Below are 24863 nucleotides of genomic sequence, written 5' to 3'. Positions count from 1 at the left end.
GCGGAGCGCCGGCATCAATATACCTCACGACTGCGCTTCGCGTCCAGTTCCTTCCCGAGATCGAATTTGTCACCCCAAGCGGTAAACCAGCGATCGTTAGCGGCCTGAACGGATGCCAGAGCCGACGCATCCAGCTTGAAAATGTCGCCGATGGCATCCTTGGTGGGGGCGCTGATGTAGGGGCAGACGACGAGATCGAGGAGCATGATCAGCGTCTCGGCGTCATTCGGGCAATGGGCCTTCATGTATTCGAGCTTCGCGATGATATGCGACTTCAGGAAAGCCTTCAGCTTCGTATACCTGACTTTGTCCTTTATGTAGGACAGCAGAACCGTGACGGAGAAATGGTTCATGAAGCCGGTCGGGCGAATATAGTTGCCCGTGCCCTCTTCCTCCTCGATCAGGAAGTGCCGGAGCAAGACGGAGACCGGCAGCCAGTATTCCCGACCAATCTCCGAGAGCGAAATCAGCAGATAGAGACTCTCGACCTCGCGATGCGCGCTCATCGTGTTCTTTTCGAGCTGCTGTATCACGTTGTCGTGGACGTACTTAAACAGCAAGTGCTTCTGCTCGTGGGGCAGTCCCTGCGCGTGCAGGAAATCCACGGACGTCGCGACCATCCGGCAAAGCCGGATGGTGTGATTGACCTTCGGGCTGGCCGAATAGGCGAAAAAGGCAAATTCCATGACCGCCAGCAGGGCATTGGACAGCCGCTTGCGGTCGCGGTCTGTCTTGTCGCTCGCGACATACGCCTTGAAGAGCTTCTCGATCTTGTTCTCGATGATGGCAAAGGTGTAATTTAGGAGGTCGCCATATGTGACGCCTGCCTCCTTGATCGCAGCCTTATACCGGATGATCAGGCGATTCGCGTTGATCGCGCATACCAGCTTCTGCTTGGGCAGCTTGGTGGAATCGGCCAGCGGCTCCTCCTCGCAAACCGGATCGATCTCGGCATTCAGAAGTGCCGAAATGCGCTCCTTGGCGATCGTGATCTCGGTGATGATCGGCTTCTGGTAGTGCTTGATCTTGGCCGTGTTGATGCTGAGCTTCTTGCCTTTGAGAATCTCCTGGAGCGTCTCGAAAATCTTATGCTGGGTCGACTCCTCGTTGTAGAAAACGAAGAAGTCATCGACGTACCTGAAAATCTCGTAGTCGACCTTGTGGGTCAGCTTGGGACCTTCGGCCAACTGCTTGATCAGCTCGGCATCAACCGACTGCAGAATGATCTCGGCGAAAATCCGCGAAAACTCAGGGCCGATGACAATGCCGTTGGTCTCTTTGTGATTCAGGTTCTGCATGAGGGCGTCAAAGCGTCCACCGAACGTGGCCTTCGACTCATCAAGGCTGAACTTGGTCTGATCCTTACCAAGCACGGCCCAGGGTAGTGAGTGGGTGTAGATGCTGTCGAAGCACTTGCTGACATCGATCTGCACCATCGCATCGTACTTTTTTTCACTGCGATGATATTTGTAGGATTCGAAGAAGCGATGGATGTTTCTGTATTTCCGGTACACGAAATAAGAGCCGAGCTGCTCGTACTCTCGATCTTCCTCCTCCAGTCCGGCCACGGAATCCAACCGCTCTTCATGGAGCTTGTCCTTGAAGTAGGCATAGCGCGACACCGACACCGGGCGGCGGATCGAAAATTCGCTGACCGACGTGTGATAGATGATCAGCGCGCTGTGCGTGGCATAGAAGCTCGCCACCTCGACCTGATTGCGCGGATGGACGACGCTCAAGGTGCGGCCGTCCAGATTGTGCGCGACACGGAAATTGAACGGGATGGTCGCCATCTGGCATTCTTTGAGAGCCACCGACCGGCGGGTTTTCTGCTTGCCCCATTCGATCACGACCACAGTCGCGATCACGGCTGCGGGGTCAATTCCGAATAAGAGCCGCATCGTCCGGTCGAGCGCGTCCGTTTCGCATATCCAGCGTAACTGCCTCTTTTCGATCTCGACGCTGTTGTCCCGTAGGAAACGATAGAAGCCCCGGTTCGAAAATGTAGGCGGCACCTCAAACGGCAGCATGTCCGTCAGGACAGACCGCTGTTTCCTGTGGGTGAGCGAGACGCGCCGCTTAGCCATGTTTCCAGGCCCTCACGATCATCTGCAACTCTCGCGTACTGAAATTATGATACCGGCGCTGCTCGAAGCCCGTGGTAAATTTGAGCTTCTTCAACTGCTTTTGCAGGCTAGTCCGCTTCAGCTTCGTGATGCGGGTTTTGAGCCTTTTGTCGAGGATTGCGAGGCTCGACAGATCCGTCGCGATCGAGTTGTTGAAGTATATGCCGGTCGCCGCCCGCGACTTGCTGTTAGAAAGCCGGGTGTTGCCGGTCAGGAATTTGATGCGACCGACGAGCTTGCGGAAAGCGCCCTTCGGATTGACCGGTTTCTCACGCCAGTATTCCGTGAAAGCGGCATTCATCCGCGCGCGGTATTTTACTACCTTCGCCGCGCTCGGGCTGATTTCGAAGGCTCCCGGCTTCAGGTGAAAGCGATAGCCGAGATACTCGAACTTCTTCGGCGCGCTGTCGGCCAGTGCGAATTCGTGAGTTTTGTCAGGGTTATGATTGAGCGCATTTTCGCCGAAAATCGCGATGATCAAATCCTTGAACGATCCAAGGTTCTTGCCAGCGGGCGGGCGCGCAAACACGGCGACAATGTCATCGACGAACCGGCAATAAAGAACCAGGCCTGGGATCGCCCTGATCGCCTTATCGACCGGGCGCAAATACAGTTCGGCCAGATAGGCGCTGATCCCGACACCGCGCGGGATGCCAGTCGCGGCGCCGGATATCGTGCCATAGGAGTCTAGCACCTGCTTGATGTACTTTTTCGAGGCCGGACTAAGAAGCTGGTCGCGGTCCAGCTTCTCGACCAGCCGCTTGCGGTCGATGCTCTCGTAAAATGACTGGATATCGGTGCGAACCAACTCGAATGGAAAACTGCTGCCGAGCATATCGCGAAGCTGGCACACGAGGTCGTGCCGATTTGCCTGTTTGACCCCGTATATGCGGTGGATGTTCCGCTGAAGCTGCTTGATGACAAAGAAGGTTTCCGGCTCTGCGTCGATGCAGAACACAGGCTTGCCCTTTGGCCCGGTCTTCTGTGACAGCGCGATCTTGAAGCTCGGCTTGAGAACCTTCTGGCTGATTTCATCCATCAGGTCATCGACAGCCGCCGACTTTTCAGCTTTCAGGGCGGCGAGTTCGGATTTCAACGTCGCCAGCGTCGCCGCGAAAAGGTCGGCGGTCATCGTTGCTTCGAGTCCGCGATGATCTCGAATGCCCTGCACCTTGTCGCGAACAGCGAGGGTGAGCGGTTCGAGCGTCGGAAAATAACGGCTCGCCAAGTCGAGCCCTTTGCGGTTCTCGGTGTCGTAGATGCGGCGGAAATTCTCCGCAGTGAACATTTGATCGAGCATTACTGGCTAGTCATCCCGTCTCTATCGCCCGTTGTCATCCACGATAATGCTCAAGGCGATTCTAATCGCACTTCGAGGCGTCCTGAATTGCCCTAAGTGATATCCCGGCATCAGATGCGCCGCGATCCAGGCTTCGCTTTGACGTAACCGAACCGCCGATTCGGTCCGGGCCTGCGCATGGCGCGGTCAAGCGCTCGCTGCTCGCGCCTAGCGATGCGTCGCGCAACCTCATGCCAAGCATTGGCGGTGTCGTTTCGTAGCCTGATCATTGCAAGGCCCAGCGCGATGTTGTCGACATCCCACGGTTCGGCACGCAGCAGGCCAGTGACCTGAACGATAGCCTGTGCTGTATCGGAGCCGGGTTCCTCGAATCCGGCGGCGAAGGCGCCGGGGATGTGCGTTGTCGGATCCCAACGATGCACCGGCTGCTCAAGTGCCCCCGAGCTCGCATGCGTATCGAACGAAGCAAGCCGGTAGCGTAGTTTTAGCGCCAGACTGCCCGCCGCTTCCTGCAAATCATGGAATTTAGGTTCTTTCGGGATGCCCAGCTGGCCACTCGCCCAGCCGTACATGTTGTTGAATGACTTGCCGTGCTTCTTGATCGCCGCGCCATAAGCCTTCTCGATCCCCGCCGACTGGCGCTGCGACGCCCCAGGTTCGCCAGATATCGCGGCGGCGCGGCGATGATCGTCGAGCGCGCGTTTACGTTCCACCGCCTCATGATCGAAATAGCGCTCCGTCAAGGCGTCGCCGCCTTCGGCAATCAGTGTCGCCGTGACCGCCACTTCATGGAGTGTTCGCCATCGCGCTTGCGCGCCCTCTGCAAAGCCGTTCTCGAGCAGGAGGATGATCTCCTTGGCGATACGGCAGGCGCGAATGTGCAGCCGTGCCAGCGCTTCGGCGCGAAGTTGGCCCTGTCCCGATTTGCCGGATAGATGGGCGATGTTGAACGTGTCGCCTTCTTGCTCGCAGAGAGCGACCAACATGCGCAGTCGATCAAGCGGTTCGCTCCAGTCAGCCGCGATCTTGGCGCGTGTCGCGGCTCCATCATCGCTTGGGGCGAGACCTTTCCATTGCTCGACGAAGCCATCGGCGAGCTTGCCCGCCATATCTTCGGTCATCGTCCTGATGAAATCGGGCAGCCCTTCGGCGAACAATTCGGCGGCACGCGTAACGCGCTTAATATCCTCGTCGTTGATGACGATATCTAACTGCTGGTCGCACGCGAACTCGATGTGATCGCCGGCCCCATCTATGATCGCGGCGGCTATGCGTTTAGCGAGAGCGGGGTCGTCCGCACCGGCAGCTTTTAGTTTGTCCGCGATGATCTTCTCGATCCCCAAGCGCGGGATATCTGCGATCGTCTTATCGACAGCATCCTGTAGCACGCCCATGTCGGCTTACTCGCCGGCGGCTGCGATGGTGAGGTCGAGCCGCGCGATGCGCGTGCGCAGCGACTGGACCCAGGTTTGCTGAGCAGTCGTAAGGTTGCGATATGCCCGCTGCACGTCCTTGACCTTGGACGCTGCATCGATCTTGGCTTGGGCACATTCAGCAAGCACCTTCGCCCAATCCTCGTCGGACACGTCGCGATCTTCGTCGTGCTGATCGTTATGATCGGCCCAGTGCGCGGTGCCGAGCGTCGTCACTAGCGCGTCGAGAGCGATCTTTAGAGCATGCTTCTTACCCTCGATGTCTGCGTGCTCGGTCCCCATCAGAACGACGAGGTACCAGTCGAGCAGATGGTTGAATTCGGATTCGAGATAGAAGGCCGCCTCAGCGTCGATCGCCGTGTCTTCGCCAATCGGATCGCTGGTCGCCTCGTTTGCGCGACGCAAAGGGTCAGCAATGGCGTCATCGACGCGCTTATATCGTCGCAAAGCGGCTCGAAGGAGGTTCGCCAGCGTCTCACGGTGTGAAATCCGCGTCTGGAGATTGCTGTCACGCAGTTGCCGCCAGACGGGCACCGCTGCAGCGACCGCTACACCGATCGCGATCAGCCCGGTAATCAGTGTCTGGAATTCGTAGAGCACGCACCACAAGCCCCAAAAGAAGCAACCGGACGGCTGGGCACAATAGGTATTCATCATCGCGAGCAAATGATAACCGAGACGCCGTTCGCCCGCAGCCTATATCGTAATCAGGCATGAACGATTGTCCGCTTTCAGGATCGAAGGCGAGAAAGTCGAACGGCTCGAATGGGGCGCGTAGCTGCCGTCCTGATCCAGGTTAACGAGCGTCCGCTTACCTCCTTTCGGGACCCAAAAGCGGCCGGACCGCTTACCATCATCTTGCCATAGGGCGACGGAAGGGGCGCTACCGCTTTGACGGCGATGCCGCGTCAACCAGTTCGTCGAGCTTGGCCCGATCGGTCTCGGAATAGTCCTTCTTCGGCTTACGCATGGCCTTGTCCACGCTCGTTCCCTTGTCCCCATTCACGTTCGGCTTGCCAGCCGGCTCCAACGAACCTTCCCGACCGAATAGGGTATAACCGGCCCGATCAGGCTGGGCGGCAATGAAGGCGTACCGAGCGATCACGGCCAGCAACGCAATCACGATCAGCCAAAGCATCCAGACGAAGATGCCGGCTGGTTCCCCACGGCTGCCGCGTGATGGCCGTTTCGTTGTCGCCTTCGCCACCGCTTCGTCTCCGCCGCCCAGCCCAACCGCTGGGGTAAACCACCGCCTCAACACGATGGCGGGAAGCTCGTCCAGAGGCTCGAGACGAGCTCGCCTACGACCCTCTTTTCGCGGGACCGTGGCGTCGGCGCGCATTCCAAAAGCGGCCGGGCGGCTCTCCACCAAAATCAGGCGTGAGCGCGCTTACGGATACCGTTAGATTTTGTGCGCCTAGCGCGCGATATCGTTCCCAATTTGAAAAGAAGCTTGGCAACCCGCTTGAGCAGGATCGTCGCGAAGGTTAATCTTTAAGCGCTTCGAGATGGTCTGGCCGGGTCTCATCCGGAGCTTCGGACCAGTGCGCATAAGCGTCCGTCTCGATCCTCAGTTGCACGATCGGCTTCATAAGCGTGCCGCCGCGGCACAGGTGCCTTTTTCGGCCTTCATTCGCTCCGTCCTGGAACAGGCCGCGGATCCGAACGGCCGTTACATATATTCGTCCCAAGACGAGATCCTCGCGACAACGATACAGATCCTGTCGATCTTGGCGACGTCCGTGGGAGACCGCGCACCCGATACGCTGAAGCGGGGCATGGCTGAAGCCAGAGCCTTGCTTCGCGACCGAGGTCTGCTCGACCCGGACCTGCCGAGATGAGCATATTTCGCAACGACACGCTCGGCTCGTGGACGCGCGGCGGGCAGGCGATCGTGCACAATGTCCGGATGACCACGCAGGTGTTTTTCCAGACGGTGATCGCGGGGATCGCTCTCTGGGTGATCGGAACCATTTGGTGGGCGCTCGAGCACACCAGCGCCTACCAGCATTATGTCCTGACCAAGCTACTCGAGGCCAGTTTCAAGGCAGAGGCTGCACCGGGCACCAATGACCCCATCCTGTTCAAAACCCCGGCCGGCCGCCCATACTGGACATCGGCCGATTGGCTGCTGGAAGGGGCGCTGGCGAAACGGACGCTCCATGCCGCAGAGCTCGCCTTGATCCATGGTGCGCTCGTCGCCGGCCTGTTCGCACTGTTCGCGCTGGGTTGTGCCTGGCTGACCTTCACGCGGACGGGCAGGGGGCTTGGCTCGAATGAGTATCTTCGCGGCGCCAGATTTGGGACGGTGCGGCAAGTCCGCCGGATACTTCAAAGGCAGCGGAGAGGAAGCTTCGCGATCGGCGGCGTCTTCGTGCCCTCCGCCTTCGAACCGGAGCATATCCTGCTTTGTGGCGCCCCAGGCACGGGCAAGACCAACCTCATCGTCAAGATGCTCGACGGCATCAGGCGGGAGGGGCGGCGAGCCATTATCTACGACACGGCCGGCACATTCGTGGAGAAATTCTACCGGCCCGACCGCGACATCATTCTCAACCCGCTCGACAGAAGAACAAGCCATTGGTCGCCATGGGGCGATGTGCCGCGCGACTATCATTATGATCAGATCGCGGAGTCGACGATCCCCGACAAGGCCGGCGATCCTTTCTGGGCGAAAGCGGCGCGCGGGACGCTGGTGGCGGTGCTGCGCAAGCTCGCCCGCGAAAAGGAAATGCTCGTCTCGATCCTGCTCGACCGCCTGCTTCGCTCGAAGCTGAAGGATCTGGCCGCATTCGCCGCCGGCACGGACGCGGCCGCGTTCATCAGCACCGAGGGTGAGAGAACCTCTGCCGGCATTCAGGCCGAACTCGCCTCGGTCATGCGATCCTTCTCCTATCTCGACGACACGCGCAAAGGGCTGTCGATCCGGGAATGGGTCGAGAATGAGAAAGGCGACGGCTGGCTCTTCATCACCGTCAAGGCCGATCAGCTGCCGTCGCTCCGACCCCTGATCACAGTCTGGCTCGATATCGCGATCTCCGCGATCATGAGCCTTGCGCCTGATCGTGACCGCCGCCTTTATTGTGTTATCGACGAATTGCCGACGCTTCAGAAGCTGCCGTCTCTGTCGGATTTCCTGGCCCGCGCACGCAAATATGGCGGATGCGGCATCCTCGGCTTCCAATCCTATCCCCAACTGGAAGCTACCTATGGCATCCAGGATGCCGCGGCGATCACCGGCTATTGCTCAACCTGGGTGGCGCTGCGCGCCAATGACACGCCGACCGCCAAGCACGTCTCCGAGAATCTCGGGCAGGTCGAGCAGGTCGAGGCCAATGAAGGCATGTCCTATGGCGTCAATGATATGCGCGATGGGGTGAACCTGTCGCGCATGCAGGTTACGCGCCCGTTGGTCATGCACACCGAGGTGACCAATCTTCCCAATCTCTCCGGTTTTCTGCGGTTCGGGCGAAACCTGCCGGTCGTGCGGTTCGCCGACACGTTCAATTCGGTCGCGAGCATTGCCGACGGCTTTATCGAGCGAGAGACGCCGCCATTGCGCGATACGGATGGAAAAGCCCTGATCGAGACGATCCATGCGGCGCCACGGCCCTCACAAAGACGTGCAAGGCCGAGGTCCGTTCAAGACGTCGAAGCAAGGTCGCTCGCTGTTCGGGATCAGGAGCTGCCTTTCCAATCCGCCGAGCACGAACAGCGGGGACCACGCGCGCGGGCGTCAGGTCCGGCAGCGCAGATGCTGGCGCCGGCGCGGGGTAAGGTCCGGATCGAACTTGCGATCTACGACCGTGAGGACGGGCCGGCGCATCAGGCGCAGCCGGCATGATCCATCCGCGTCGCCTAAAAGGCAGCTCCGCGAACATTGCCCGCTATTATACGGTTGGCGATTATTATTCGAAGGGTGGTTTGGAACCGTCGGAGTGGGGCGGACGGATCGCCGCGGAGCTCGGCCTCGAAGGACCGGTCGATCCGCAGACGTTCCGGGACCTGCTTGCCGGCCGCGTCAACGATCAGCAGCTCGGGCGGCATCGCGCCGATGGCGAGATCCAGCATCATCCCGGCTGGGACTTTGCGGTCAATGCGCCCAAATCCGTGTCGATAATGGCGTTGGTCATGGAAGACGAGCGGATCAGCGCGGCCCACGAGGCCGCCGTCGGCTCGGCGCTTGGCTATCTGGAGGAGCATGCCACGTTGCGCCGGCGCGAAGACGGCGGGGTCGTGCATCAGACGACGGCTCGCCTGCTGTTCGCGCGGTTTACGGAGCATGCCAGCCGCGAGCTGGATCCCCATCTTCATACCCACGTCGTCGTGATGAATATGACCAATGCGCGCGACGGCGATCCGATGGCCAGCCTGGAAACGCGGGCGATGTTTGCCGAGCAGATGGTTGCCGGTCAGGTCTACCGTAATGCCCTTGCCCACGATCTGAGGCGCCTTGGCTATGAGATCGAGTCCGATCCGCGCAGCGGTCTGTTCGAAATCAAAGGCGTTCCGCAAGCCCTCATCACCGAACTGTCTCAGCGCGCCGAGCAGATCGACGCCCACGCCCGCGAGCACGGGCTCACGGGCCAAGCGGCACGTCGCCAGTCCTTTTACGAGACTCGTCGCGGCAAGGAAAAGGCCGGGCTCGATGCCCTCCACGCGGTTTGGACCGCCCGTTCCGCCCCGCACCGCGACGCTCTCTACGACACGCTTTCGTCCGCAAAGGCGAGGGAAGATCGGTCTATTGCCGTCGAGGCGATGGCGGCACGCCGCGCGACCTTGTTCGGCATTCGCCAGGCGGAGACGCGAGAGGCCGTCAATAATCTCGGGCGAATGGTTCGGCTCGGGCTCGCTTCGCATGTGGGCGAGGTGCGCCTCGATGACCTCAGGCCCCTGCTTGCCGAGCACGAAGTACGGGCGAAGCTTCTCGCGACCCGCGAGCCGACGGGTGACCATATCCTGACCCGGGGCCGTACGACGCGCGCGACGGCGCGCGTTGAGCTGGCGCTGTCCCAACATCTTGCGCTGGCACTCGACGATGCCCGCCCCATCGCGAGCGCCGAACGCCTCCTCCGCGTCTTCGAGCACTTTGGTCTGACCCCGCAGCAGGAACAGGCTTTGACCCAAATCGCGATGTCGCGTGACCGTGTCAGCGGGATCCATGGCGTCGCGGGCGCCGGCAAGTCGACCCTCGCCCGAGCGCTGAAGCAGGCGGCGGAGCCAGGCACGGTGGTGACGGCGCTCGCGCCGACGTCGTCGGCCGCCGCGAACCTCGGACAGACGGCTGACATCGACTTTCGCACAGTGGCCAGTCTGATCGCCGGTGGGGGTAGGGGGCTAGGCTCCTCGGACGTGCTGGTTCTCGATGAAGCCGGTCAGCTTGGAAATCGGCAGGCGCTGCGCGTCCTTGAGATCAGCCGGCAGACGGGCGCACGTCTGATTTTGCTCGGCGACAATAAGCAGACGGGCGCGATCGAACAGGGCAAGGCGTTCTGGTTGATGCAGAGGCTCGGCCTGCCCACCGCGGAACTCACGGAGTCGCTGCGGCAGCAGACGCGCTCGATGAAAGCGGCGGTGACGCAGGCGCGCCTCGGCAATTATGCCGCATCGCTTGAATACCTCGACAAGGTCACCAGCGGCGACGAAGCAGCCGTGCTGGCGAAAGGCCTTGTCTCGGAGTGGACGCGGCTGAAGCCCGAGAGCCGTCTAGGCACGAATATCCTGGTGCTGGATAATGCCACCCGCCTTATCGTCAACGCGCAGATCAGGGAGACGCTCAAGCGCGAAGGCGTCATCGCCGCCGAGGATACGCGCCTTCAGGTGCTGACGCCTGCCGGCCTGTCCGATCAGGAAAAGCACAATGCCCGCTTCTATTCCGGCGGACAGGTCGTGACCTTCACGCAGCACAATGCCGGGCTTGGGCTTGCGCGCGGCGCGGAATATCGGGTGCTGGGGCTTGGGCGAGGCGCGAACGGGCGGCAAATCGTCCGGTTGCTCGACGAGAATGGCCGGATCATCCGGTGGGATCCCCGGCTCGGGCAGGCCCGACACGTCAATGTGTTCAACACGGAGGAGCGGGATCTTTCGCAAGGCGATCGCATCCAGTGGCGCCTGGCAACGCACGATCTCGATCTGAAGAACGCCGAGCGCGGTACAGTCCTTGCGGTCGAAGGAGCGCGGGTCACGATCAAATGGGATCGCGGCGAGCATATCCAGTCCATCGATCTCGAAGCGCACAAGACCTGGGACCATGGCTATGCGGAGACCGTCTATTCGGCTCAGTCGAAGACCTATGCGCGCGCTTACGTTCTCGCGCCGGTCAATGCAGGGCTCGTCAACGCCCAGAATTATTACACCGCCATCACCCGCGCACGGTTCGGCGTGAAGCTTTGGACCGAGGATCCGCACAGGCTGATCGACAAGCTCATTCGCTTCAGTGGCGAGAAGACGTCCTCGCTTGAGGCGCTCGGTCGCCTCGACCGCGACCGGGCCAGTCGATTTGGGTTGCGCCATGCGGAGGCGTTGGACCGGCTGCGCCAGGAGCAGGTCCGCGCGCGCGTCGAGCATCGAGACGTGCAGCTTGAGCGGCGTTTGGATCAAAAGGGTGTTCGGCGTGATCTGCCGACAAGAATTGCCACCGGCGCCCGGTCGATCGCGGAGATGCTCGACGATCTGCTCGTCCGCATTTTGCACCCGTCATCGCTTGAGCGCCCTGTCGTTGAGCCGCCGCCGGCAAAGGACTTCACAAGTACCGGCCGCGATGCGGCTCATGGACAACGCGACCGCTGATATGGGGGCAGTCGCGACGTCTCTGGCCGCGATCGCGGCGGGTGCGGCAATCAGCGCAGCCGCGCCGGCCGGAAGCCGCTCGATCGGAAGCAGCGAGACAGATCTCACTCGCTGCATTTCGATCGCGTCGGGCGGCCGAACCTGGCTCGAACGAACGCTATGGGGTCTGCGCGACCAGGAGGGGGGACGGATTGGAGCTGAAATCGCGAATGCCGACGGATCTCACGACCTTGGGCCCCTGCAGATTAACAGTTGGTGGATCCCCAAGCTGGCGGCGGTTACTCGCACGCCGCCCCAACATGTACGCTGGTGGCTCATCCACGACCCGTGTTTCAACGTGAATTCCGCGCGGTGGATTTTTCTAGGCGGCCTGGCGGTGACGCATGATTACTGGAAGGCGATCGGCGCCTATCACAGCCCGCTTGAGCGCAGACAGCAACGCTATACCGCGTCCGTGGCCTCCAAGCTCAGCCGTCGCTTTGGCCGCAATATTTTTGCCGTTCGGTCAAGGCGAGTGACACCTGCAGCCGCCAGCAGGGAGGAGTCTGCCAGGCGCCCCTCGGCGTACTTTCCCGCCAAGGGGGCCCTGGAAATCTTCTAATCTCGTCGAGATCCCTTGGTGCGTCCCCGTGCAGCCCGTCAGCGAAGCGGTGGGATAAAGCGATCGGCGTTTTCCCTTTCATTTCTCAGCCTAACGTCTCTGCTTCCGAACCGCGCGTAGAGCGTCGGCAGCACGAATAGCGTCAGCAAAGTCGCCGAGATCAGCCCGCCGATTACCACTGTCGCGAGCGGCTTCTGCACCTCGGCACCCGCGCCCTGGCCAAGCGCCATTGGCACGAAGCCGAAGCTGGCGACCAATGCGGTCATCGTGACCGGTCTAAGCCGGACCAGCGCTCCGGCGCGCACCGCTTCCGATCGCTCCATACCGCGATCGAGTAGATCGTGGATGGACGACACCATCACCAGCCCGTTCAGCACCGCCACACCCGAGAGCGCGATGAAGCCCACCGCTGCCGACACCGAGAACGGCATGCTGCGTAGCCAAAGGGCGAGCACGCCGCCGACCAATGCCAATGGCACGCCCGTGAAGACGATCAGCGCATCGCGGATCGAGGCCAAAGCGCCATAGAGCAGGAGCATGATCACGGCGAAGCAGACGGGCACGACGATCGCGAGCCGTTGGCGCGCGGTCGCAAGGTTCTCGAACTGGCCGCCCCATTGCAGGTAGGTTCCGGGGGACAGCTCCACCTGTGCGTCGATGGCGGCTTGAGCGTCGGCGACCACGCCCGCTACGTCACGCCCGCGCACGTTTGCCTGTACGACGACACGCCGCTTGCCGTTCTCGCGACTAATCTGGTTCGGCCCGTCACCGATCGCGATATCGGTGACGCTTGCCAGCGGCACGAACGATCCGCTCGCGGTGGGCACCGGTAGCTGACCAAGCCTCCGCATGTCGGAACGGGACGACTGGTCGAGGCGTATCACGACGGGGAAGCGGCGATCCCCCTCGAAGATCATCCCGGCCTGCTTGCCGCCGACCGTGGCGGACACGAGATCCTGCACGTCGCCGGCGGTCACGCCGACGCGGGCCATGGCATCGCGGTTGGGCCTGATGTCGAGCAGCGGCAGACCCTCGGTCTGCTCCATCCGAACGTCTGCCGCGCCACGCACCTTGCGGAGCACCTCGGCGATCCGGACCGCCGTTGCGTTCATGCTACTGAAGTCGTCGCCGAACACCTTGACCGCAATGTCGCCGCGCACACCGGCGATCAGCTCGTTGAAGCGCATCTGGATCGGTTGGGTGATCTCGTAGCTGTTGCCAGGGATCGTCGAGATCTTTTTCTCGATCCGCTCGACGAGGTCAGCCTTCGGCAGACTGGGGTCGCGCCACTCCTTACGCGGCTTCAGCATGACGAAGGTGTCGGTGGCGTTGGGCGGCATGGGGTCCGACGCGATTTCGGACGTGCCAGTGCGCGAAAAGGCATAGCGCACCTCGGGCTCGCGGCTGATCGTCTTCTCGACCGCGAACTGCATGCGCTGGCTCTGGTCGACCGACGTGCCGGGTGGACGCCACGCCTGTACGAGGATGTCGCCTTCATCCAGCTGGGGGAGAAATTCCTGCCCTAACGTCGTGAAGGCAAACGCCGCGAGCACCACGCTGGCGATGGCGCCGCCGATCGTGAAGCTCGGCCGACGCATTGCTGCTTCCAGGCCGGGTTCGTATCGGTCCCTCAGCCAGCGAACGATCCCGCTTTCTTTCTCCTCGACGCGACCGACGAGGAAGGCGCCGACGGCGGCTGGGACGAACGTTACTGACAGCACGAACGCGAAGAGCAGCGCGATGATAACGGTGAGCGCCATCGGCTCGAACATCTTGCCTTCGACACCCGAGAAGGTGAGTAGCGGGGTGTAGACGAGGATGATGATTGCCTGGCCGTAGAGCGAGGGCCGGATCATCTCACGCGCCGACGCCGCCACGACGGCGAGCCTCTCCGCCAGCGGCAGCGGAGCACCGGTCTCGTGCTGACGCTCGCCCAGTCGCCGGAGAGCGTTTTCGACGATGATGACGGCTCCGTCGACAATGAGCCCGAAGTCGAGCGCGCCAAGGCTCATCAAATTGGCCGAGACGCCCGCGCGTAGCATCCCCGTCGCGGTGAGGAGCATTGTGATAGGGATCACCAGCGCCGCGATCAGTGCCGCGCGGAAGTTGCCGAGCAACGCGAACAGCACGACGATGACGAGCACGGCGCCCTCGGCGAGATTGCGCGCAACCGTGGCGATCGTCGAGTTGACCAGTTCCGTGCGGTCGAGGACGGGCTTGGCCACCACGTCGGCTGGCAGCGACTTCCCAATTGCCTTGAGGCGCTCGGCAACCGCCGTCGCCACGGTGCGGCTGTTCTCGCCGATCCGCATGACAGCGGTCCCGACCACGACCTCGTGCCCGTTCTCGGACGCTGAACCCGTGCGGATGCCCTGACCCGCTCGGACGGCGGCAACCTGGTTCAACTGGACCGGCACCCCCTTGCGCGTGGCCACGATCGAACGGGCCAGCTCGTCAGCCGTGCGGACGCGGGCGTCCGATCGCACGAATAGCCCGGCGCCGTTGAGATCAACGGTGCCTGCCCCGACGCTGGTATTGCTACGTTCCAGCGCGGTCGCGAGATCCTGAATAGTGATCCGCATGGACGCCAGGCGCTGCATGTCGGGCACGACGAGATATTCGCGGTCGTAGCCGCCTAGAGAGTCGACGCCGGCGACGCCTTCGGTGCCGCGCAGCTCCGGCGAGACGATCCACTCCTGCACGGTGTGGAGATAGGTCGCCTTGTCCGCCTCGCTGACGAGATGTTCGCCCTCAGGCGTGATATAGCTGCCGTCGCGCTGGAGGCCCGGCTCGCCATCACGGTGCTTCACCTGATCCAGCTCGCGATACTCCACCGTCCACATGAAGATGTCGCCGAGGCCTGTAGCGATCGGCCCCATCTCGGGCATGATGCCGGGCGGCAGGCGCTGTTCCGCCATCCGCATCCGCTCCGCGACCTGGGTCCTTGCGAAATATATGTCGGTGCTGTCTGAGAAGACGGCAGTGATCTGTGCAAAGCCGTTGCGGTTGAGCGATCGGGTGAACTTCAGGCCTGGGATGCCCGCGAGCGACGTCTCGATCGTGAACGAGACCTGCCGCTCGATCTGATCCGGCGACAGCGACGGCGCGAGGACGTTTACCTGTACCTGGTTGCTGGTGATGTCGGGAACGGCGTCGATGGGCAGGCGCTGAAGGGCGAAGACGCCTGCGAGCGCGGCGATGGCGGTGAGCAGCAGGACGAGCCAGCGCCGTTCGACCGAGAATGTTACGAGGCGGGAGATCACATCACATCTCCATCTCGCCGCCCTTGCCGAGTTCGGCCTTGAGCGTGAAGCTGTTGGTAGTGGCGACACGCTCGGTGCCGGCGAGTCCGGAGGTGATGGTCACCTGGTCGCCGTTGCGTCGTCCGGTCACGACCCGCAGCGCGCGGAAGCCGGTCGCCGTCCGCACGAAGACCACCGTCCTGTTCTCGACCGACTGCACGGCAGTGGACGGGACCGCGACGCTGCGGTCGCCGGTGGACGGCAGCATGATCGCGGCCGTGACGGGCTCGCCGACGCGCCAGGTGCCGCCAGCGTTGCTCAGTGCGGCGATCAGCTGCACTAGCCGCGTGTTCTCGTCGAGCACGGGTGAGACGAACGTGACGCGGCCATCCTGCTTACGCCCTGCCGCCGAGACCACGACCCGCAGGCCCGGTCGGACGCGGCCCGCGTCGGCGGGGGGAAGCGAGATCTGGACCGTGACTAGCTTCAGGTTTGCCACCCGGTAGAGCTCGGCATTGACGTCGACCGTTTGACCGAGCACCGCCGGTCGGGCGATAACCTGGCCCGAGATCGGCGAGCGCATCGCGATGCGATTAAGCGCTCCACCACCACCGCCGGTGGCGCCAAGTTGCTGCTGGGCGAGGCGCAGCGCGATGCCGGCCTCGGTCGCGGCAGTGCGTGCCGCGATCAGATCCTGCTCCGGAGAGACACGCTCGGCGAATAGGCGCTGCTCCCGCCGCAGGTTCGATTGGGCGAGACCAGCACGGGCGCGCGCCGCCTCGACTTCGGCTTTGAGAGACGCAGCCTCGCGACTTTCGATGATCGCCATCGGATCGCCCTGCCTCACGCTTTGCCCCAGGTTGCGCGTGAGCGAGACCAGCCGCCCGCCGATGGTTGCGGAGACTACCTGCATGCCTTGTGGATCACCTTGGATGAGGCCGGGCAGTTCGATGGCGCCGGCGATACCACCCACTGTCGGCAGCGCGGTCTCGATGCCAGCGTCGGCGATCTGCCTGGCGGATAGAACGACGGCATCCTTGTCGGCGGGCTTCCCGGCCTCCTTGGACATATCCATCCCGGCCATGTCGTCGGCCTTGCTTTCGGACTTGCCGCACGCAGTGAGCGCGAGCGGCAGGAGCGCGGACAGGAGCATCCGGCAGGTCATCGTCTTCATCGTGCGTCCTTCGCGGCGGTGGGCGCCGGGGCGGCGAGCCGTTCCAGCCGGGCCTGTGCGTCATGGTAGGCGGCGAGCGCGTCGATCGCGGCCGTGCGGGTGTCGGCGAGCGTGCGCTCGGCCTCGAGCAGGTCGAGCTGGCCGAACTTGCCCTCACGGTATCCGATCCGCGCGATACGGGCGGCCTCCTGCGCGGCGGCGAGCGTCGGCCCGGTGGCATTGCGGGCGGTCGTAGCCGCGTTGTCTGCCTCGGCCGTTGCCGATGCGATCGCCTGCTCGACGTCAAGCATGGCTACGCGGCGCTGCGCATCGGCCTGCTGGCGTTGGGCGGACGCGAGATCCACCGCCGCGCGACCGTTGTTGAAGAGGGGCAGCGGCACGGAAAGGCTGACGACGCCCGCCGTGTCGTTGCTGGCGTTTAGTCGGCGGGCGGCGGCCCCGGCGGTCACGGTCGGGATGCGCTGGCTTCGCGCCAGCCGAACCTGCGCGGTCGCCGTGGTCAAATCGGCCTGCGCTGCCGCACCAGCGAGCGTGTCCTGTCCGCTCGTCGGCCGGCGGCGGCCGGTCATGTCGATCCGAGCGAACCAGGCGGCATCAAGCGCCGTCGCGCCGCGTCCGATCAGCCGGGCGAGGTTTTCCATTGCGACTGAGGCGGACCGTTCGGCACGCTCGGCGGCGCCCTGCGCGTTCAGCCTGGCGACGTCGGCGCGTTGCTCCTCCAGCGGCGAAGCACGGCCGGCGGATACGCGGACCTTGGCCCCGCGCAGCACCTCGTTCGCGATGCCGACCTGCTCGCGGGCGTTGGTCAGCCGGCGCTCGGCTGCCGCCGCATCGTTGTAGGCCTGCGTCACGCGTAGGCGCAGGTCGGCCTGCGCCATCGCCGCGTCCAGAGTCGCGCGATCGAGCTGTGCGTTGGCAACCGCGACGCGCGCACCGCGCTTGTTACCGAGCTCAATCGGAACGGAGAGACCGACCGTCGTCTCGGTCGACCGTAGCTCATTGTAGACGCCGCTGCCGGCGACGTTCTCGGCCATCGTGTCGAGCGATGGATTCGGACGAAGTCCCGCGACGGTGCGCTGGGCCTGCGCGGCGGTCACACCGGACTTCGCCGCTTCGATGGCCGGCGAGGTGGCGCCGGCCGCCATGAACGCCTCATCAAGGGTCAATGCCGGCTCCGCCGATGACGGCGGGTTAGACTGCGCCTGCAGCGACGGTGCGCAGACGCTCGCGGCCAGGAAGGCCGCCAGTATGCGATGCATGGATTTGCTCCTGACGTGTGCGGTGCGGGCGCGCGATTGCGCCCGGCGACGACGTCAGGCCTGGGGAGGTCGAAGAGCGGGGTCGACGCGTCGCGCCGTCAACCTGACGAAGGCGATGGCGGCATATTCGCGTGCGAGATCGGCAATCGGCACGATGGCGCGGAACGGCATCGGCGCGGCGACGTGCTGGCCGTGGCAGCCGGTGTGACAATGAGGATAGTTCTTGTCGGCGTCTGCCGGCACCTCGTCGCAGTCCCCCGCCATCTGCACGGCCACCTCACCGATGGTCTCGACACAGCCGAGCCCCGTCGCCCCCGCAGCCGCGCCCGAGGCCATCAGGACCAGCATAAGGCATGCAAGAATGGCGATAAGCGACCGCATCTGTTCGAGCACTATCACAAGGCGTCGGTGCCGTAACCCTTGCGGATTCAGGTCGATGACCGGCCTCTGCGACCCGCGCCAAAATCGTCTCTGGCCGTATGACGAGTGTCAGCTTCCCCGGCCAGGTCAAAGCTCGCCAGAACTACCCGCTTTATCGAGAAGACGGGACCAGAAGGGCGATTGTGCGCTCAGGGTCGGATCGCGACCGACGAACAGGTCGGCTACGATCTTACGCAGCCAGGTGACCGCCGGATCGGCATGGGCGCGTCGGTGCCAGAATTGCCGGAGCTCCACCGCGGGAACGTCGAAGGGTATGGGCAGCATCCTCAGCCGGAGCAGCCTGGCGTAGATCCGCCCGACCGCCGCCGGCACGACCGTGATCATGTCCGATTGCGCCACCAGCAGCGGCACACTCATGAAGTGCGGAGAGAGTAGCGCTATCCGACGCTCGCGGCCCAAATCTCGCATGCGCTTCTCGAAGCGCTCCTGGCTGCGGCCCTCTTGTGTGACAACGATTTGCTCGGCGTTGAAGAATAGGTCGATCGTCAGTGCATCGCCGATCGTCGGATGATCCTTGCGGACCAGACACACGAACCCCTGCTCAAACAAGGTTTGCTCGTAGAAGCTCGTTGTATCGAGGTTGGTAAGATGGCCGATGGCGAGATCAATTGTTCCCTCCGCCATGCCACGGAACAGGACCGATGGTTCGGACGCGACCGATCGGATCGAGATACCCGGCGCCACCGTCCGAAGGCGGGCAACGAGATCCGGTAAGAAGACGAGATCGCCGAGATCGGACAAGCTGATCGCGAAGGATCGCTCGGAGCGGCCGGGATCGAACTTCCCGGCGGGAAGTATTTCCGCACGAATCGTCGCCATGGTGCGGGCGGTCGGCTCGCGCAGCCGTTCTGCTAGGGCGGTTGGCAGCATAACCCCGGCTTGGCGAACGAAGAGTTCGTCGCCGAAATGCGTCCGCAACCGCTTGAGTGCAATGCTGAGGCCAGGCTGGGTCAGGCCGAGCGCGCGCGCGGCGGCCGAGACTGAACGGTGCGTAAACATAGCGTCCAACACCCGCAGCAGGTTTAGATCCAGCCGGCCCATAACGGTCGCTTATATCTTCTATATGCCAAATGCGCGATGCTTATGAAGTGCACCGGGCGTAAGCACCGTTAATGCTAATACCGAAGGCTCGTGCCTTCGAGAGGCGATAGAAGATCGCTTTTTCTTCGATCTGAGAAGAGGCGCAACTATATACGGAGAGGCGATCGCGTGGAAACGACGGCAGCTGTGCACGATCACGGCCTCGACGACTCCCGGCCTGCGGCCCCGTCAACATGGCCGTTGGATGCTTGGTATGTAGCCGCGACTCCCGGCGAGATCGCCGACAAGCCGTTTGCGCGACAGATCTGCGGGATCCACGTGGTTTTTTTCCGGACCGAGGGCCGAGGCATATCCGCACTTGAGGATTTCTGCCCGCACCGCGGCGCCCCGCTGTCGCTCGGCTCCGTGCGCGGCGAGACGTTGGTTTGCGGCTATCATGGCCTCGCGGTCGATTGCCGCGGCCGCGTCGACAACATGCCGAGCCAGCGGGTCAAGAATTTCCCGTCCGTGCGCGCCTTCCCGGTCATCGAACGCTACGGCTTCGTCTGGATCTGGCCGGGCAACCCCGCGGGGGCTTCGCCCGAGGCCATGCACCCTCTTCCCTGGGCTGAGAGCGACGAATGGGCCTATGGGGGCGGGCTGTATCACATCAAGTGCGACTACCGCCTGATGATCGACAATCTCATGGACCTGACCCACGAGACCTATGTCCACTCCGGCAGCATCGGCCAGAAGGAGATCGACGAGACGCCGGTGAAGACGCGGGTCGAGGGGCAGGAGGTCGTGACGAGCCGGATGATGGACAAGGTCGCCGCGCCACCCTTCTGGCGAATGGCGCTGCGCGGCGCGGGCTTACCTGAGGATGCCATCGTTGACCGGTGGCAGATCTGCTGCTTCAGCCTGCCGAGCCACGTGATGATTGAGGTCGGCGTCGCGCTGGAAGGCGAAGGCGGCTACCATGCCGACAATGCCAAGAAGGCGTCGAGTATCGTCGTCGACTTCATCACCCCTGAGACCGAGACGACCCACTGGTATTTCTGGGGAATGGCCCGTCAGTTCGCTGTGGCGGACGCGGCGCTGACGGCGACGATCCGCGAAGGGCAGGGCAAGATTTTCGCCGAGGACCTGAACATGCTCGAGCAGCAGCAGCGCAATCTCCTGCTCTATCCCGATCGGCGGCTCTTGAAGCTGAACATTGATGCGGGCGGCGCGCGCTCGCGGCTGATGATCGACCGGGCGATCGCGCAGGATCGGCGGACGCAATGAATTGAACCCAGGGCTACTGCGCTTAGCGCGGTGATCGCTTTCGGCGAGCGATTAGATTGACATTGTCGGTGAGGACCGAGCGTCACTTAAAGATCGGCAATCAAATTAAGACCGGACCTCACATCAGGGCTTTAATTGCTATAGTCTGGCCGAGCGCGCGAACCTGGCGCGAGTGACCGCCGCGCGGTGGAAGAGGTTGACGAAACCCCAGCCGAGCTCCTCGGCCTGTGGTTCGAGCAAAGTGTCGGTGAACAAGGCGAACAGATCGGACAAGAGGCCAGAAAGCGTCTGATCAATCGCCACTGGGTCTGGCCGGTCGCGCGTCTGCGCGCTTTGGTCGGTGCTCACGGACAGATGTGCGCGTTCGAGAGCCGCCAGCTGGGCGGCGAGGGTGGTCGGCATCAAAGGTCTCCCACAAGACGCCGGACAAGCCGGCAACGCGAGCCCGCCAACCCGGCGGCGCAAGGCGGCGGCAGCCCACGCCGAGGCTGGCGCGGGCCGCCTCGCGCGCTGGGGGGCGAGGCAATACGGGCCGATGGCGTGCGCATTGCGACCGGCCCTTCGGCGGGTAAAGGGCGTTCGCCGTGCCGGCCTCCGCGTCTGGAACGGATGCTTCGTGCTTAGGCGGCGAGCCGGGGACCTCGCAGTAACATAACGGCAAGGCCGAGATCCCGCGCCATCCGTGCAGCCAGTCGGTCGGGATCGAGCAGCGCTAGGATCCCGGCCCACTGCTTGCCCTGACCGAGATGATTGGGGCGGCCGCGGCAGCGCCCGACTAGATTTCCCGGCGGCCAAAGCCGCTCACAGATGCCTGAGCATGAACCGCCTCGGCATGAAAAATGACCTCGTCCGAGACGGCAGGTCCGCCGGCACAAACGCGGATGACATGACTGCTGGGGTCCAACCAGAGCGAGGGCGCGAGACGTTTGATGCTGCCGGCGTGCGCGAGCTACTCCGCACGATCGACTGCATCCGTCTGCAGCTGCTAGGAGCCCCATCCGCCTGATGTGCGGGAGGTCGGGGACGGGGTTAGCGAGGTTGCAGGGGGCGGTGTCGACCTCGCATAGCAAAACCGATGATAGGCATTTGGGTGACAGATGATCGCCGGAGAAGTCCCGCCGACGAAAATCGGCGGGCCGTGCGTCATTCGCAAAAGCCTTAACCGAAGTTACGGCCAACAAATCGTATCGAAGCAGCACTTATAGTTCAAAGGTTGCCCTCCTGAGTGCGGTGCTCGGCAGCCCGTTGGCCTCTACAAAGCGCGCCCCGGAGCGGCCGGCGCCGTCGCCTCCGCAGCAGCCGAAAGCACCAAATAAGGCCGATGCGGCTTTTGAAATCGAGCAAGTCAAAATAGGAGACAAAAAAAGGCCGACCCGAAGGCCGGCCGCAAGGTTGGAGAGGATGCCTGAAAGGCAGATTTCATATGGCGCAAAATGAACCCCGACACAAATAAAGTTTGCGCATCCAGCAATCAATTGTCCATTTATGTATATCGGATCGTCGTATCATCCGCCGCTCGATCGGCTCCGTAGCCTGACGGCGCTCTCCCGCGACAGCATCAGGTACACCCTACTGCGTTCACATACGTCTCACGTGCGCCCCGATCACCGGACGACACACATCCAGGTTTCGCCTCACCTGGTTCCGAACGTCAACGAGTGAAGTTGCCTGCTTCAAGCAGATCATTTGGCGCAGAAGACGTTCCGACGCGCACGACATACCGGCCCGATGGCGTGATCCATCCTTTTCGACGCGTATCCCATACGCCCAGTGGGTGATTGCTGGCGGCGGGATCAATGACGATCGAGACCTCGCGCGTCTCGCCTGGGTTCAGTTCAACGCGTTCGAAGCCGACGAGCCGCTTCGGCGGCTGAGGTGCGCCGAGGGAATCCGCGCTGACCGGAAGCGAAAGGTAGGCCTGAACGACCTCCGCCCCTGCACGGGCGCCGCGGTTCCGGACGGTCAGTGACACGCGATAAACGCTACCGTTTGCGGCGCGCGACAGTTTCGGCGCGGATGTGGCAAACTGCGTGTAGGATAAGCCGAAGCCGAACGCGAACGCGACGCACGGGTTGCGCCCCTCTATCAGCGCGCACGACTTGCTTACGTTGGCATCATACCAGCGATAGCCGATGGTCAATTTCTCGGAATAGGTCACCGTCGGCGACGTCCCGTCGGCGCCGGGAACGCCCGGAAACTGCTGCGGGCTGATCGTGTCCAAAAAGCCTTTGCCCGCAAAGGGGAAGGTAACCGGCAGCTTGCCCGAAGGCGCTGCAGCGCCAAGCAGGAGATCGGCGACGATATTGCCGTCTTCCTGGCCAGGGAACCAAACTTCCAGGATCGAGGGACCCCGCGTGCCGATCAGCCTCGGATCGAGCGAGACGCCGGCATTGTCCTTGAGTACGAGCGCCGTCTTTTCCGCCATCGGCCGATCTGACGTGGATTGCGCGGCGAGAATCATAGCGATCATCGCGACCGTCTGGCTGGAGCGGGCGGGATTCCCGGCTGCGTCGGTTGTAGCTATCTGATTGGGCTTGGAGACATACCAATCGAGCGAACTTCCCGTCGCAGCGCTTGCCGCAAGATGGTAGCCGGTCGTGTCGGAGAAGGTTGCACGGTCGGCAAATTCCTCCGAATTCGTGCCGGCCATGATCACGACGGCGTCCGATGCCGCAATCGTTTTGATAGCTGCCGCGAGCGGAACCACCTTTCCGTCGATCGTAGCGGAGGTGTTCGCGTCGTCGACGAGCACTAACGCCACCGTCGACTCTCGCCCGTTCGCCTTCAGGGCGTTTCGCAGCCCAATGAGGGGAGCAACCGATCCATGCGGCACGACGTCGGAGCTTCCGCCACCGGCCCCCATTGGCTTCCCAAGGATGGATCCGCCCGATATCGCCTGTTGGACATAAACCTGCGACGCTTTACCGACGAGCGCGATCGTCCGGGCAGTGCGCGCGAGGGGCAGCGCGCCGTTGTTCTGCAGCAGTACGGCAGAACGAACGCCGATTTCTCGAGCCTTATGGCCATCAGCGGCAAAGTCGATCGGAGTCTGGACGAGGGGGCGATCGAAAATTCCAGCCTTGAACATCTGGGTGTAGCGGCGTTGGAGAGCCATATCGATTTGCTGCATACTGATGGCCCGCTGGGTGAGCGCGGCATGCAATTTGTCCGGTGTCCACTGGATCGGGATCGGCATCTCATGGTCCATGCCCGCTGCGAGAGTCGGCGCCGTGCTTTTCATCGCGAAGAAATCGGATTGGACGTAGCCGGAAAACTTCCACTCGTTTCGCAGCACACCGGTCAGCAGAGGCGTATTTTCGCACGCGTGAAGCCCATTCACGTAATTATACGAGCACATGATACCGCCGACGTGGCCGTCCTTGACGCTCATTTCGAAAGGAATGAGGTAGAGCTCGCGCAAGACCTGCTCATCGACGATTTCCCGGATGGTCATCCGGTTGGTTTCCTGCTCGTTGGCAACGAAATGCTTTGCCATCGCGATGAGTCCACGTGACTGCACAGCCTTCGTCTCGGCCACCGCCATCGTCCCGGCTAGGAGTGGATCTTCGCCGAAATATTCGAAATTTCGTCCTAAAACCGGCAAGCGCGCGAGATTCATGCCCGGAGCCTCGAAGACGTGAAGCGCCAGGTTATGCATTTCGGTCGCGATTACATCTCCGAAGCTCGTGGCGACACGAGGGTCGAAAGACGCGGCGACTGCGATCGCCGAGGGCAGGGCGGTGGCCTGTGCCGAACTGGGATGCGTGTACGGCGCCATCGTGCGAGCCGGTCCGGCGGGTATCGCGTCATAGGCTTTGAACGAAACGCAGTCGTTCTGGCCGACGCCGACGGGGCCGTTGGTAATGCGGAATGTGGGAATTCCAAGCGCAGGGATGCCCGTTACGTGACGGCCGCCGAAGCATTGGGGCAGCTCCGGAAGCGTGCCGGGAGAACTGCCGGTGAGTTGCTGCAGCTTCTGGGCTTTTGACAGCGCCGCGATCAACTGGCGCGCGCGCTGGCGGGCGACGGACTCCCGCGCCTCGTCCGTCTTGGCGGTCTGCTGCCGTTCAACCATCGCTGGCGACATCCAGGGGAGCGCGGGGGCAGCGATGGCTCCCGTCGCGAAACCAGTCGACAGCAACCCGGCCAGCAGCTTCCCGCATCGTCTTGCCATTATGTTTCTCCCGCGAC

At 62.7% G+C, this 24863-nt stretch carries 16 protein-coding genes; 4 read left to right on the top strand and 12 right to left on the bottom strand.

Annotated features, from left to right (window positions below; all coding sequences use genetic code 11):
- Positions 1–14: 14 nt before the first annotated feature.
- The 5 genes from drt3b to Q4F19_RS13245 all read right to left on the bottom strand — a co-directional run bounded on the left by drt3b (position 15) and on the right by Q4F19_RS13245 (position 6066).
- Entirely contained in the window at positions 15–2087 is a 2073-nt protein-coding gene (gene drt3b, locus Q4F19_RS13265) for an antiviral reverse transcriptase Drt3b (RefSeq protein WP_303543294.1), read from the bottom strand.
- The gene (gene drt3a / locus Q4F19_RS13260; RefSeq protein ID WP_303543292.1) at positions 2080–3426 is read right to left on the bottom strand and encodes an antiviral reverse transcriptase Drt3a; all 1347 of its coding nucleotides are present in this window, start codon (positions 3424–3426) and stop codon (positions 2080–2082) included. The genes drt3b and drt3a overlap by 8 nt, the downstream gene beginning before the upstream one ends.
- Before the next feature lie 110 nt (positions 3427–3536).
- A complete protein-coding gene (locus Q4F19_RS13255) occupies positions 3537–4820 on the bottom strand; it encodes a DUF5677 domain-containing protein (RefSeq protein WP_303543291.1) in 1284 nt (427 codons plus the stop codon).
- A gap of 6 nt (positions 4821–4826) precedes the next feature.
- Positions 4827–5516, bottom strand: a complete 690-nt coding sequence (locus tag Q4F19_RS13250; protein ID WP_303543289.1) for a hypothetical protein — start codon at positions 5514–5516, stop codon at positions 4827–4829.
- 226 nt (positions 5517–5742) lie between these two features.
- On the bottom strand, positions 5743–6066 hold the full coding sequence (locus Q4F19_RS13245; RefSeq protein WP_303543287.1) for a hypothetical protein: 324 nt from the start codon (positions 6064–6066) through the stop codon (positions 5743–5745).
- Positions 6067–6696: 630 nt separating this feature from the next.
- Between Q4F19_RS13245 and Q4F19_RS13235 the strand changes: the two genes are divergently transcribed.
- From Q4F19_RS13235 to Q4F19_RS13225, 3 genes are read left to right on the top strand one after another with little or no spacing between them, the layout of a single operon-like run.
- Positions 6697–8703: a type IV secretion system DNA-binding domain-containing protein gene (locus Q4F19_RS13235; protein WP_303543283.1), complete on the top strand. Its 2007-nt coding sequence runs from the start codon at positions 6697–6699 to the stop codon at positions 8701–8703.
- The gene (gene mobF, locus Q4F19_RS13230; protein WP_303543281.1) at positions 8700–11648 is read left to right on the top strand and encodes a MobF family relaxase; all 2949 of its coding nucleotides are present in this window, start codon (positions 8700–8702) and stop codon (positions 11646–11648) included. The genes Q4F19_RS13235 and mobF overlap by 4 nt, the downstream gene beginning before the upstream one ends.
- Positions 11629–12249 (top strand): lytic transglycosylase domain-containing protein, encoded by a 621-nt coding sequence (locus Q4F19_RS13225; protein ID WP_303543279.1) that lies wholly within the window; start codon positions 11629–11631, stop codon positions 12247–12249. The genes mobF and Q4F19_RS13225 overlap by 20 nt, the downstream gene beginning before the upstream one ends.
- A gap of 38 nt (positions 12250–12287) precedes the next feature.
- On the opposite strand, the gene Q4F19_RS13220 is transcribed toward Q4F19_RS13225, so the two are convergent.
- The 5 genes from Q4F19_RS13220 to Q4F19_RS13200 form a co-directional block, all read right to left on the bottom strand.
- Positions 12288–15512 (bottom strand): efflux RND transporter permease subunit, encoded by a 3225-nt coding sequence (locus Q4F19_RS13220; RefSeq protein WP_303543277.1) that lies wholly within the window; start codon positions 15510–15512, stop codon positions 12288–12290.
- 1 nt (position 15513) lies between these two features.
- Positions 15514–16656, bottom strand: a complete 1143-nt coding sequence (locus Q4F19_RS13215) for an efflux RND transporter periplasmic adaptor subunit (RefSeq protein ID WP_303543403.1) — start codon at positions 16654–16656, stop codon at positions 15514–15516.
- 5 nt (positions 16657–16661) lie between these two features.
- On the bottom strand, positions 16662–17924 hold the full coding sequence (locus Q4F19_RS13210; RefSeq protein ID WP_303543274.1) for a TolC family protein: 1263 nt from the start codon (positions 17922–17924) through the stop codon (positions 16662–16664).
- A 54-nt stretch (positions 17925–17978) separates the two neighbouring features.
- Positions 17979–18272 (bottom strand): hypothetical protein, encoded by a 294-nt coding sequence (locus Q4F19_RS13205; RefSeq protein ID WP_303543272.1) that lies wholly within the window; start codon positions 18270–18272, stop codon positions 17979–17981.
- 159 nt (positions 18273–18431) lie between these two features.
- Positions 18432–19406 (bottom strand): LysR family transcriptional regulator, encoded by a 975-nt coding sequence (locus Q4F19_RS13200; protein ID WP_303543270.1) that lies wholly within the window; start codon positions 19404–19406, stop codon positions 18432–18434.
- A gap of 168 nt (positions 19407–19574) precedes the next feature.
- On the opposite strand from Q4F19_RS13200, the gene Q4F19_RS13195 reads away from it, so the two are divergent.
- A complete protein-coding gene (locus tag Q4F19_RS13195; protein ID WP_341850187.1) occupies positions 19575–20672 on the top strand; it encodes an aromatic ring-hydroxylating dioxygenase subunit alpha in 1098 nt (365 codons plus the stop codon).
- A 138-nt stretch (positions 20673–20810) separates the two neighbouring features.
- Here Q4F19_RS13195 and Q4F19_RS13190 read toward each other — a convergent pair whose 3' ends face one another.
- Positions 20811–21074 carry a hypothetical protein gene (locus tag Q4F19_RS13190; RefSeq protein ID WP_303543268.1) on the bottom strand — a complete coding sequence of 88 codons (264 nt, stop codon included), beginning with the start codon at positions 21072–21074 and terminating at the stop codon, positions 20811–20813.
- A gap of 1249 nt (positions 21075–22323) precedes the next feature.
- A complete protein-coding gene (locus Q4F19_RS13185; RefSeq protein ID WP_303543266.1) occupies positions 22324–24846 on the bottom strand; it encodes a beta-glucosidase family protein in 2523 nt (840 codons plus the stop codon).
- Between the last annotated feature and the right edge of the window lie 17 nt (positions 24847–24863).

The sequence above is a fragment of the Sphingomonas natans genome, assembly GCF_030546695.1.
GTDB classification, from domain to species: Bacteria; Pseudomonadota; Alphaproteobacteria; order Sphingomonadales; family Sphingomonadaceae; genus Sphingomonas_I; species Sphingomonas_I natans.
The sequence above is the reverse complement of the archived record's forward strand: the minus strand, read 5'-3'. Positions and strand labels throughout refer to the sequence as shown.

What these genes read in the sequence shown, in the direction of transcription:
- Q4F19_RS13255 (WP_303543291.1), bottom strand. Translation starts at nt 4,820, where the DNA reads ATGGGCGTGCTACAGGATGCTGTCGATAAGACGATCGCAGATATCCCG.
- Q4F19_RS13235 (WP_303543283.1), top strand. Translation starts at nt 6,697, where the DNA reads ATGAGCATATTTCGCAACGACACGCTCGGCTCGTGGACGCGCGGCGGG.
- Q4F19_RS13205 (WP_303543272.1), bottom strand. Translation starts at nt 18,272, where the DNA reads ATGCTGGTCCTGATGGCCTCGGGCGCGGCTGCGGGGGCGACGGGGCTC.
- drt3a (WP_303543292.1), bottom strand. Translation starts at nt 3,426, where the DNA reads ATGCTCGATCAAATGTTCACTGCGGAGAATTTCCGCCGCATCTACGAC.
- Q4F19_RS13185 (WP_303543266.1), bottom strand. Translation starts at nt 24,846, where the DNA reads ATGGCAAGACGATGCGGGAAGCTGCTGGCCGGGTTGCTGTCGACTGGT.
- Q4F19_RS13250 (WP_303543289.1), bottom strand. Translation starts at nt 5,516, where the DNA reads ATGATGAATACCTATTGTGCCCAGCCGTCCGGTTGCTTCTTTTGGGGC.
- Q4F19_RS13215 (WP_303543403.1), bottom strand. Translation starts at nt 16,656, where the DNA reads ATGACCTGCCGGATGCTCCTGTCCGCGCTCCTGCCGCTCGCGCTCACT.
- Q4F19_RS13210 (WP_303543274.1), bottom strand. Translation starts at nt 17,924, where the DNA reads ATGCATCGCATACTGGCGGCCTTCCTGGCCGCGAGCGTCTGCGCACCG.
- Q4F19_RS13200 (WP_303543270.1), bottom strand. Translation starts at nt 19,406, where the DNA reads ATGGGCCGGCTGGATCTAAACCTGCTGCGGGTGTTGGACGCTATGTTT.
- Q4F19_RS13190 (WP_303543268.1), bottom strand. Translation starts at nt 21,074, where the DNA reads ATGCCGACCACCCTCGCCGCCCAGCTGGCGGCTCTCGAACGCGCACAT.
- mobF (WP_303543281.1), top strand. Translation starts at nt 8,700, where the DNA reads ATGATCCATCCGCGTCGCCTAAAAGGCAGCTCCGCGAACATTGCCCGC.
- Q4F19_RS13225 (WP_303543279.1), top strand. Translation starts at nt 11,629, where the DNA reads ATGGACAACGCGACCGCTGATATGGGGGCAGTCGCGACGTCTCTGGCC.
- drt3b (WP_303543294.1), bottom strand. Translation starts at nt 2,087, where the DNA reads ATGGCTAAGCGGCGCGTCTCGCTCACCCACAGGAAACAGCGGTCTGTC.